The organism is Methylobacterium sp. CCH5-D2, from assembly GCF_001556475.1.
In the GTDB taxonomy this organism is placed as follows: domain Bacteria; phylum Pseudomonadota; class Alphaproteobacteria; order Rhizobiales; family Beijerinckiaceae; genus Methylobacterium; species Methylobacterium hispanicum.
The window spans coordinates 1-7,354 of record NZ_LSIX01000602.1; the positions used below are offsets into that span (position 1 = coordinate 1).

The window sequence follows — 7,354 nt, forward strand, 5'->3', positions numbered from 1 at the left end:
GGCCCGCCGTTCCTTCCGTGCCTGCACCGGCCATGCTCGTCCGATCCGTTCCGTAACGCCCAACCTTGGACTGCCTCCGACCTGCCGGCCGGCTTGTTGACAGCCCCTCCCCCCGCTTGTACCCGCCCAAACCCGAGCCGGTACAGCCGCCGGGCCCCGTCCGCGGCACCGGGACGCTTATTCCAAGACACAACGCGGACGCGCCATGCCCCGTTTGGTGATGAAGTTCGGCGGCACGTCCGTCGCCAACGTGGACCGGATCCGCAACGTGGCCGCCCACGTGGCCCGCGAGGTCGCGGCCGGCTACGAGGTCGCGGTCGTGGTCTCGGCCATGTCGGGCAAGACGAACGAACTCGTCGCCTGGGTGAAGGACGCCGACCCGCTCTACGACGCCGCCGAGTACGACGCCGTGGTGGCCTCGGGCGAGCAGGTCACCTCCGGCCTCCTCGCGATCGCCCTGCGCAAGATGGGTATCCCGGCCCGCTCCTGGCAGGGCTGGCAGGTCCCGATCCTCACCTCCGACGCGCACGGCTCGGCCCGCATCGCGGAGATCGACGGCGCGCGGCTGGATGCCGGCTTCAAGCGCGGCGAGGTCGCGGTGATCGCGGGCTTCCAGGGCATGCATGCCGAGACCGGCCGGCTGACGACCCTCGGCCGCGGCGGCTCGGACACCAGCGCGGTGGCGGTCGCCGCCGCCATCGGCGCCGAGCGCTGCGACATCTACACGGACGTGGACGGCGTCTACACCACGGATCCCCGCGTCGTGCCGAAGGCCAAGCGCATGGAGCGCGTGACCTTCGAGGAGATGCTGGAGATGGCCTCGCTCGGCGCCAAGGTGCTGCAGGTCCGCTCCGTCGAACTCGCCATGGTGCACCGGGTGCCGACCACCGTGCGCTCCTCCTTCGATCCGCCGGAGGCCGCGCGCCCCGGCACCCTCATCTGCGACGAGGACGACATCGTGGAACAGCAGATCATCACCGGGATCGCCTTCTCGCGCGACGAGGCGCAGATCACGCTGCGCCGCGTGAAGGACAGCCCTGGCGTCGCCGCGGCGATCTTCGGCCCGCTCGCCGACGCCAACATCAACGTCGACATGATCATCCAGACGGTCTCGGGCGACGCCTCGACCACCGACATGACCTTCACGGTCCCGGCCGCCGACTACGAGCGCGCCCGCACCGTGCTCGACCAGCAGGCCGAGACGATCGGCTTCGCCCAGATCGAGGGCGCCACCGACGTGGTGAAGGTCTCGGCCATCGGCGTCGGCATGCGCTCCCACGCGGGCGTGGCCGCCAAGGCGTTCCGTGCGCTCGCCGCCAAGGGCATCAACATCCGGGCGATCACCACCTCGGAGATCAAGTTCTCCGTCCTCATCGACGCGGCCTATACGGAGCTTGCCGTTCGCACGCTCCACTCGCTATACGGCCTCGATCAGGCCTGAACCTCCGGGGGGAAGGGCGCCTCACGCGGCCCGCGCCGTCCGGCGTCACGGTTGCAGGGCTGGTGAGAGCCGAACCGGCCCCCGACGCTGGATGACGAGACGATGCCCGCTGCGCCCGGAGGCCCGCGCCTGCTGCTGCGCCGCCTCCGCGAAGCGATGGCGGAGCCGGTCAGCGCACAGGCGCGCCTCGACCGCATCGTCGTCCTGATCGCCGCCAACGTGGTGGCCGAGGTCTGCTCGGTCTACGTGCTGCGCGACGACAACACCCTGGAACTCTTCGCCACCGAGGGCCTCAACCGCGAGGCCGTGCACCTCACCCGCATGCGGGCGGACGAGGGCCTCGTCGGCCTGATCGCCAAGACCGCCGAGCCGCTGGCGCTCTCCGACGCGCAGCAGCACCCGGCCTTCTCCTACCGCCCCGAGACGGGCGAGGAATCCTTCCACGCCTTCCTCGGCGTGCCGCTGCTGCGCGCGGGCAACACGCTCGGCGTGCTCACCGTCCAGAACAAGACCTACCGGGTCTACTCGGAAGAGGAGATCGAGGCGCTCCAGACCACCGCGATGGTGCTCTCGGAGATGATCGCCTCGGGCGAGTTGCAGGCGCTCGCCCCCGACGCCGGCACCGCCGCGCGCCGCGCGGTCAGCGTGCGGGGCACGGTGCTGGCCGAGGGGATCGGCCTCGGCCACGTGGTCCTGCACGAGCCGCGCATCGTCGTGAAGCGGCTGATCGCCGAGAACAGCGAGCGCGAGACCGCCCGCCTCGAGACGGCGATCGAGAACGTGCGCTCGGCCATCGACGACCTCGTCGAGCGCGGCGACAAGCTCGGCACCGCCGAGTCCCGCGAGGTGCTGGAGACCGTGCGCATGTTCGCGCACGACAAGGGCTGGCTGCGCCGGATGCGCGAGGCGGTCGGCTCCGGCCTGACGGCGGAAGCCGCGGTCGAGCGGGTGCAGTCCGACAACCGCGCCCGCATGATGCGCCAGAGCGACCCCTATCTCCGGGACCGCCTGCACGACCTCGACGACCTCACGAACCGCCTGCTGCGCGAGCTCGTCGGCCAGGAGGCGGTCGGCCTGGCCGGCTCCATCCCCGAGAACGCCATCCTGGTCGCCCGCTCGATGGGCCCGGCGGCGCTGCTCGACTACGAGCCCGCGCGCCTGCGCGGCCTCGTGCTGGAGGAGGGCGGGCCGACGAGCCACGTCGCGATCGTGGCGCGCGCGCTCGGCATCCCGGCGGTGAGCGAGGTGGAGAACGCCTCGGCGCTCTGCGATTCCGCCGACGCCATCATCGTGGACGCGGTGGCGGGCGAGGTCCATGTCCGGCCCGGCCCCGAGATCGAGGCGGCCTACGCCGAGATGGTGCGCCTGCGCGCCCGGCGGCAGGAGCAGTACCGGGCCCTGCGCGACGTGCCGGCCGTCACCCGCGACGGGGTGCGCATCGGCCTCAACCTCAACGCGGGGCTTCTCGTCGACCTCACCCATCTCAACGAGACGGGCGCGGAGGGCGTCGGCCTGTTCCGCACCGAATTGCAGTTCATGGTGGCGCAGCGCATGCCGTCGGCGGCCGAGCAGCAGGCGCTCTACCGGGCGGTCCTCACCGCCTCCGGCGACAGGCCGGTCACGATCCGCACGCTCGACATCGGGGGCGACAAGATCCTGCCCTACATGCCCAAGCTCGAGGAGGAGAACCCGGCGCTCGGCTGGCGGGCGATCCGCATCGGCCTCGACCGGCCGGCGCTGCTGCGCGTCCAGCTGCGCGCCCTCCTGAAGGCCTCTGACGGGCACCCGCTCAAGATCATGTTCCCGATGGTGGCGACCGTGGACGAGTTCGTCCGAGCCCGCGCCATCGTCGAGCGCGAGAAGGCGCATCTGCGCCGCCACGGCTACGCGCTGCCCGCCGACTGCAAGCTCGGCGCGATGATCGAGGTGCCCTCGCTGCTCTTCCAGATCGACGAGATCGCGCGGGAAGCGGACTTCCTCTCGGTCGGCTCGAACGACCTGATGCAGTTCCTGTTCGCGGTCGATCGCGAGAATCGGCGCGTGGCCCACCGCTTCGACCCGCTCTCGGTCGCGGCGATCCGGGCCTTCCGGCTGATCGCCGAGCGCGCCGAGGCCGCGGGCTGCCCGGTCACGGTCTGCGGCGAGATCGGCGGGCGCCCGCTCGACGCCATGGCGCTGATCGGGATGGGCTTCCGCAACTTCTCGATGTCGCCGGCCGCGATCGGCCCGGTGAAGGCGATGGTGCTCAGCCTCGACGCGGGCGCGGTCACCGAACTCATCGACAGCGAGATGGCCCGCGGGCACGACGGCGACAGCCTGCGTCCCGCGCTCGCGGCCTTCGCCAAGGCGCACGGCGTGCCCATCTAGGGGACAGACGCGCCGCGCGTCCGTTCTCGCCATTCCTTGAGTCACGAACATACCAGGGCGATGATCCCCTTTCCCCCCGAGCGCCTCGACGCGATCCTGACCCGTCACGACATCGTCACCGCGACGCTCGCGGCCGGCACCCTCGAGTCCGACGCCGTGGTGCAGCTCTCGCGCGAGCTCTCCGACCTCGACCCCGTGGTCGCGGCGATCCACGCCTACCGGGCGGCGGTGGCCAACCTCGCCGGCATCGAGGCGATGATCGACGAGCCCGGCCAGGATTCCGAGATGCGCGCGCTCGCCGCCGAGGAGAAGCCGGAGGCGGAAGCGGCTCTGGAGCGGGCGCACCGCGCGCTCCAGCTGATGCTGCTGCCCAAGGACGCCGCCGACGAGAAGAGCGCGATCCTCGAGGTCCGCGCCGGCACCGGCGGCGACGAGGCGGCGCTCTTCGCGGGCGACCTGTTCCGGATGTACGCCAAGTACGCCGAGTCGAAGGGCTGGCGCGTCGAGGTGATCTCGGAGAGCGAGGGCACGGTCGGGGGCTACCGCGAGGTCGTGGCCGAGGTGAAGGGCCGCGGCGTCTTCGCGCGGCTCAAGTTCGAGAGCGGCGCCCACCGGGTCCAGCGCGTGCCCGACACCGAGACGCAGGGGCGCATCCACACCTCGGCGGCGACCGTGGCGGTGCTGCCCGAGGCCGAGGAGGTCGACATCGCGATCAACGAGGCCGACCTGAAGATCGACACCATGCGGGCGCAGGGCGCGGGCGGCCAGCACGTCAACAAGACGGAATCGGCGATCCGCATCACCCACGTGCCCTCGGGGATCGTGGTGTTCGTGCAGGAGGAGCGCTCGCAGCACAAGAACCGGGCCCGCGCGATGGCGCTGCTGCGCGCCCGCCTCTACGAGGCCGAGCGCTCGGCCAAGGACTCGGCGCGCGCCGCCGACCGCAAGGCCCAGGTCGGCTCCGGCGACCGCTCGGAGCGGATCCGCACCTACAACTTCCCGCAGGGGCGCGTGACCGACCACCGCATCAACCTGACCCTCTACCGGCTGGAGGAGGTGCTGGCCGGCCCGGCTCTGGACGACCTCGTGGACGCGCTGGTGACGGAGCACCAGGCCGAGCTGCTCGCCGCCGAGGGGATGGCGTGAGCCGCGAAGCGGCTCCCCCTCCCTCCTCTGCGGGGGAGGGAGGGCTGGAGCCCAGTACGTCCCGCCGCGCCGCCCTGCGGCACCTCACTGAACACCTCGCCGCCGCGGGCATCGACAACCCGGCGGGCGAGGCGCGCTTCCTCGTCCTCGACCTGCTCGGCCTGGAGCCCTTCGACCTCGTCGGCGCGGGCGAGGTGCCGCTCGGCCCCGAGGGCGCGGCGCGCCTCGTGGACGCCCTCGGCCGCCGCTTGGCGGGCGAGCCGGTGGCGCGCATCCTCGGCGCCTGGGAGTTCTGGGGCCTGCCCTTCCGGCTCTCGCCCGAGACCCTGGTGCCGCGCCCCGACACCGAGACGGTGATCGACACCGCCCTGCGCCTCCGGCCCGACCGGAGCGCGCCCCTGCGCATCCTCGATCTCGGCACCGGCAGCGGCTGCATCCTGACGGCCCTGCTCCACGAATACCCCCGCGCCTTCGGGGTCGGGCTCGACCGGGATCCGGCCGCGCTCCGCACCGCCCGAAGCAACGCCGACCGCAACGGCGTCGGCGCCCGCGCAGCCTTCCTGGCGGGCGATTGGTGCGATCCGCTCGCCGGCCCCCCTTTCGATCTCGTGGTGTCGAACCCACCTTACATCGCGACGGGGGTGATCGCGGGCCTCGCCCGCGAGGTGCGGGACCACGATCCGCCGGCGGCGCTCGACGGCGGCGCCGACGGGCTCGCGGCCTACCGGCGCATCCTCGCGGCCCTTCCGGAACGCCTCGCCCGGGGCGGGGCGGCACTCTTGGAGATCGGCTTCGACCAGGCCGGGGATCTCGACGCGCTGGCCCGGGACTTCGTGCGGCGCGAGACCGTACGGGACTTGGCCGGCCACGACCGCGTCATGATCCTGGCGCAGGAGATGCGGTGAATCCGGAGCCCGCCGAGCCGGCTCCTCAAGACTCACGAACCCCGTGATCTGCAACGGGCTGGAAAAAATGCTTGTTGGCTTTCCCAATCCCCGTTAATGTCGGCTTGCAGATCGCGAACGTTTCGTTAAGACGAGCGGGTGTAAGGTCGGTGACGATCTCCTCCGCCGAATTGTTCGCCGATCTTCTGGCTACCGGACAAGCGCGTTCCCGTTTCAGCGCCGCGGTCCGGTGCCGTTCGAGCCTGACAATCGATCGGCGTCCCTGACGCCGACAGGAGCCCGAGGCATCGGGCAGGCGGCCGGGAGGCCGGCGGATGGCCGAGGTCATCCCGGCGCGGACCGCACGGGCGGGCCGCCGCAGGAGCCGGCCGCGATCGCCCGCGAGGCGCAGCCTCGAGCGGGGATCGGCCGACCGCACGCCCGACACCAGACGCCTTTCGCGTGAACGAGGGTCATCTGAGACCGATGAGACCAAACCAGAACCGACGGATGCGCGGCCGCAACAGGCCGAAGGGGCCGAACCCGCTGACCCGTTCCTACGAGTCCAACGGCCCCGACGTTAAGCTCCGCGGCACCGCCCAGCACATCGCCGACAAGTACGCCCAGCTCGCGCGCGACGCGCTGGCGGCGGGCGATCCCGTCGCGGCGGAGAACTACTTCCAGCACGGCGAGCACTATTTCCGCATCATCTCCGGTGCGCAGGAGCAGAACCGGCCGCAGGCCGGCCTCGGCTACGCCCGCCAGTCCTTCGAGGACGAGATGGAGGAGGGCGACGAGGAGGGCCAGGGCTCGGGGCCGAACGGCCAGGGCTACGGCGCCTACGGCGACGAGTACGGCGACCCCGGCCAGCAGCCCCAGCCCTACGAGTCCCGGCCCGACTACCAGCAGGACGGCCGCCAGAACCGCGGCGAGCGCCGCGAGCGCTTCCAGAACAACCGCAACGAACGTCCGCGCTACGAGAACCAGGGCCGCCAGGACGGACGTCCGGACCGGCAGGACTACCAGCCGCGCCAGGATTACGGCCGGCAGGACAACCGCCAGGACAGCCGCCAGGACGGGCCCCGCGAGAGCCGCTACGAGAACGGCCGCGGCGAGTTCCAGCGCGGCGAGCGTCAGGAGCGTCAGGACAGGCCCGAGCGCCAGGATCGTCCCGAGCGCCAGGATCGTCCCGAGCGCCAGGATCGCCCCGAGCGCCAGGAGCGCCCCGAGCGTGACCGTCAGGAGGCCCGGCCGGAGCGCGCCGAGCGCCAGGACCGGCCCGAGCGGACCGAGGCCCGCGCGGAGCAGACGCCGCGCGAGGGCACGCACCGCCGCGAGCGCCGCCGCGAGGAGCCGCGCGCCATCGAGGAGGCGCCCGCCGGCCTGCCCGCCTTCCTGATGACGCCGCCGCGCCCGGCCCCCGCGCCGGAGCCACAGCCCGCCGAGGCCCCGCCGCCGCCGGCCGAGGCCGCCGCCGAGGAGGCACCCGCGCCGAAGACGCGCCGCCGCCGTCGCC

The 7,354-nt window shown here is 72.5% G+C and carries 5 protein-coding genes; all 5 read left to right on the forward strand.

Translation table 11 applies throughout. The annotated features are described in order from the left end of the window. Positions 1-205 precede the first annotated feature (205 nt). On the forward strand, positions 206-1,441 hold the full coding sequence (locus AX737_RS15480) for an aspartate kinase (protein WP_066922744.1): 1,236 nt from the start codon (positions 206-208) through the stop codon (positions 1,439-1,441). A 102-nt stretch (positions 1,442-1,543) separates the two neighbouring features. Beyond that, positions 1,544-3,808 (forward strand): phosphoenolpyruvate--protein phosphotransferase, encoded by a 2,265-nt coding sequence (gene ptsP / locus AX737_RS15485; protein ID WP_066922746.1) that lies wholly within the window; start codon positions 1,544-1,546, stop codon positions 3,806-3,808. A gap of 60 nt (positions 3,809-3,868) precedes the next feature. Next, on the forward strand, positions 3,869-4,954 hold the full coding sequence (prfA, locus tag AX737_RS15490; RefSeq protein WP_066922748.1) for a peptide chain release factor 1: 1,086 nt from the start codon (positions 3,869-3,871) through the stop codon (positions 4,952-4,954). A 44-nt stretch (positions 4,955-4,998) separates the two neighbouring features. Beyond that, positions 4,999-5,859, forward strand: coding sequence for a peptide chain release factor N(5)-glutamine methyltransferase (gene prmC / locus AX737_RS15495; protein WP_066922752.1), 861 nt, complete (start codon positions 4,999-5,001; stop codon positions 5,857-5,859). Positions 5,860-6,348: 489 nt separating this feature from the next. Continuing rightward, positions 6,349-7,354, forward strand: a 1,006-nt coding sequence (locus AX737_RS15500) for a DUF4167 domain-containing protein (RefSeq protein WP_066922750.1), incomplete at its 3' end; no start/stop codon positions are given.

Coding starts and splice junctions, on each gene's coding strand:
- prfA (WP_066922748.1), top strand. CDS start 3,869: ATGATCCCCTTTCCCCCCGAGCGCCTCGACGCGATCCTGACCCGTCAC.
- AX737_RS15480 (WP_066922744.1), top strand. CDS start 206: ATGCCCCGTTTGGTGATGAAGTTCGGCGGCACGTCCGTCGCCAACGTG.
- ptsP (WP_066922746.1), top strand. CDS start 1,544: ATGCCCGCTGCGCCCGGAGGCCCGCGCCTGCTGCTGCGCCGCCTCCGC.